Origin of the sequence: Streptomyces katrae (genome assembly GCF_000966975.1) — a bacterium.
Classification (GTDB): Bacteria; Actinomycetota; Actinomycetes; order Streptomycetales; family Streptomycetaceae; genus Streptomyces; species Streptomyces katrae.
The window spans coordinates 1-3447 of record NZ_JZWV01000086.1; the positions used below are offsets into that span (position 1 = coordinate 1).

Annotated in this window: 1 protein-coding gene; it reads right to left on the minus strand. The window is 77.1% G+C overall.

The genetic code is table 11. The annotated features are described in order from the left end of the window. Nucleotides 1–3447, minus strand: a 3447-nt coding sequence (locus tag VR44_RS04680; RefSeq protein ID WP_045946072.1) for an SDR family NAD(P)-dependent oxidoreductase, incomplete at both ends; no start/stop codon positions are given.

Genomic DNA, 3447 nt, shown 5'->3' on the forward strand with positions numbered 1-3447 from the left:
CGGCGTAGTTGGCCTGGCCGGCGGTGCCGAGCGTGCCGGCGAGGGCGGAGAAGGCGAGGAACGCCGACAGGGTGTGGTCGCGGGTCAGCTCGTGCAGGTGGACCGCGCCGCCGGCCTTGGCGCCCAGCACCTGGCGCAGGCCGTCGGCGGTCAGGGACGCGAAGGTGCCGTCCGCCAGCGCGCCCGCCGCGTGGACCACCGCGGTCAGCGGGTACCCGGCGGGCATGCCGGCGAGCAGTGCGGCCACGGCGTCCCGGTCGGAGACGTCGCAGGCCACGACGCGTACCGCGGCGCCGGCCGCCTCCAGCTCGGCGACCAGTTCGGGCACCCCCTCGGCCGCCGGTCCCCGGCGGCTCGCCAGCACCAGGCTCCGTACGCCGTGTTCGGCGGCCAGGTGGCGGGCGACCAGCGAGCCGACGCCGCCGGTCCCGCCGGTGACCAGCACGGTGCCGCCGCCGAAGCCGTCGCCCAGTTCGAGGACCAGCTTGCCGGTGTGGCGGCCCTGGCTCATCTCGCGGAACGCCGAGCGCGCGTCGCGGACGTGGCGCACGGAGACCGGGCCCAGCCGGATCCGGCCGTCGGCGAACAGGGCCATGACCTCGCGGAACATCTCCTGGAGGGCGTCCGGGCCGGCCGAGCCGTAGAGGTCGAAGGCCTGGTAGCGGACCCCGGGGTGGGCGGCGGCGACCTGCCCGGGATCGCGGATGTCGGTCTTGCCCATCTCGATGAAGTCGCCGCCCTCCGGAAGGAGTTGCAGGGAGGCGTCGACGAAGGTGTGTGCGAGGGAGTTGAGGACCACGTCGACCCCGCGGCCGCCGGTGGAGTCGAGGAACTTCTGCACGAAGTCCAGATCGCGCGAGGACGCCAGGTGGGCGTCGTCCAGGCCCTGGGCGCGCAGGGCCGGCCACTTGGCCGGGCTCGCGGTCGCGTAGACCTCGGCGCCGGCGTACCGGGCCAGCTGGACCGCGGCGGTGCCGACGCCGCCGGCCGCGGCGTGGATGAGGACGCGCTGTCCCTTCCGCAGCCGCATCACGTGGAAGAGGGCGTAGTAGGCGGTGAGGAAGGTGCTGGGTACGGACGCCGCCTCGGCGTGGTTCCACCCGTCGGGGACCGGCACCAGCAGGCGGTGGTCGGCGACGGCCACCCGGCCGAAGGCGCCGGGGAAGATGCCGGTGACCCGGTCGCCAGGCCGGAAGGCGGTCACGTCGGGGGCCGTCTCCAGGACCACGCCGGAGCCCTCGCTGCCGAGTCCGGCGTCGAAGTCCGTCCGGTCGATGAGTCCGAGGGCGATCGTGACGTCGCGGAAGTTGAGGCCCGCCGCCTGGACGGCGATGCGGACCTGCCCGCTCTCCAGGGGCGCCTCCACCTCGGGGCAGGGCACCCAGGTGAGGTTCTCCAGCGTGCCCCGCTGCGGGATGCCCAGCCGGTGGGCGCCGTCCGAGGGCGGTTCGAGGCGCCGTTCGGCGGGCGGGGCGGGGGCGACGCGGGGGACGAGGTACGCGCCGTCGCGGACCGCCAGCTGCTCGTCGGGCAGGAGCAGGGCGCCCGGGAGGCCGGCCCAGGAGGCCTCGGCGTCGTCGGTGTCGACGAGGCGGAACCTGCCGGGGTGCTCGGTCTGGGCGGAGCGGACCAGTCCCCACACGGAGGCGCCGGGGAGGCTTTCGACGTCCTCGCCGGGAGCGGTGGCGAGGGCCCGGCGGGTGAGGACCACCAGGGTGGTCGCGGCGAGCCGTTCGTCGGCGAGGAAGGCCTGGAGCAGACCCAGTACGCGTTCGCCCGCGGCGCCGACGGCGTCGAGGAGGTCCTCGCCGGCGGGGGTGTGGTCGTCCAGGCAGAACACCAGGTGGGCGGGGGCCTCCGCGTCGGCGGGCAGTCCGCCGGGGGAGGTGTGCAGGGCGGCCGCGCCCCGGCCCGCCGCGGCGAGCCGGGCGGCCTGGCCGTCCTCGGAGCCGAGCACGGCCCACGGCGCGGCGGCGGTGTCCCGCGGGGCGGCCGGGACCTCGCGCCACTCCAGTGCGTACAGCGGGTGCTCCGGGCCGCCGCGGGCGGCCCGCACCTGCTCGGCGGTGGCCGGGCGGAAGGTCAGGGCGTCCACGCGGGCGGTCTCGCGGCCCTGTTCGTCGGCGACGGTGAGGGAGACGGCCGCTTCGCCGGCCGGGGTGAGGCGGACCCGGACGGTCGGGCCGCCCGGCCGGCCGGTGAGGCTCGCGCCGGACCAGGAGAACGGCATCCAGCCCTGTTCGCCGGTGACCGTGATGACCCCGCCGACGACCACGGCGTGCAGGACGGTGTCGGTGAGCGCCGGGTGCAGGGCGAACCCGCCCTCGGCGGCGGCTTCCGGGAGGGTGGCCAGGGCGAAGAGGTCCTCGCCGCGCCGCCAGACCTCGCGCAGTCCGCGGAAGGCCGGGCCGTAGTCGAATCCGTGGTCGGCGAGGGAGTCGTAGAGCCCGTCGAAGGCGAGCCGTTCGGCTCCCGCCGGGGGCCAGGCGGACAGCGGGTGTGCGGACCCGTCCCGGCCGGCCGGGGCGGGCTCCGGTGCGAGGCCGCCCAGGGCGTGGCGGGTCCAGCCGCCGGCCTCCGCGCCGTCCCCGGCGGGGCGCGCGTACACGTCCAGGGAGCGGTGTCCCGTCCCGTCGGCCGCGCCGACGACCACCCGTACCTGTACGTCGCCCTCGTCGGGCAGGACCAGGGGGACCTCCAGGGAGAGTTCCCCGACCACCGGGCAGCCGGTGTACCGGCCGGCCGTCAGGGCCAGGTCCAGGTAGGCGGTCGCCGGGACGACGGCCGAGCCGAACACGGCGTGGTCGGCGAGCCAGCCGTGGGTGCGCAGGGACCACAGGCCGGTGAAGACGGTCTCGCCGGTGCCGGGGTGGTCCACCGCGGCGCCCAGCAGGGGGTGGTCCGGGGCCGACAGGCCGGCGGAGGCCACGTCCGCCGGGGCGGCGCCGGCGAGGAAGTCCAGCCAGTAGCGCTGGTGCTGGAAGGCGTACGTGGGGAGGTCCACGGGCGGGCGGGTGCCGGTGAGGGCGGCCCAGTCCACGGACGCGCCCCGTACGTGCAGGGCGGCCAGGGCGCCGGCCAGGCCCTCCGCCGGGCCGCGGCCGCGCCGGGAGGAGGCCACGACCAGGGCGTCCACGCCTTCGGCGGCGAAGGCGTCCTTGGTGAGGCCCGCCAGGGTCGGGCCCGGGCCGACTTCGAGGAAGACGTCCGCCCCGGCGGCGCGGGCCCGTTCGACGGCCTCGTGGAAGCGCACGGGGGCGCGGACGTGGTCCACCCAGTGGGCGGCGGACCTGAGTTCCCGGAGGGTGGCCTCGCGGCCCAGGAGCGTGGAGACGACCGGGATCTGCGGCCCGCCTTCGGAGCCGGCGTCGGGGAAGGCGGGGAGGGCCGCCGCGAACTCGTCGAGGACCGGGTCCATCAGCGGTGAGTGGAAGGCGTGGCTGACGC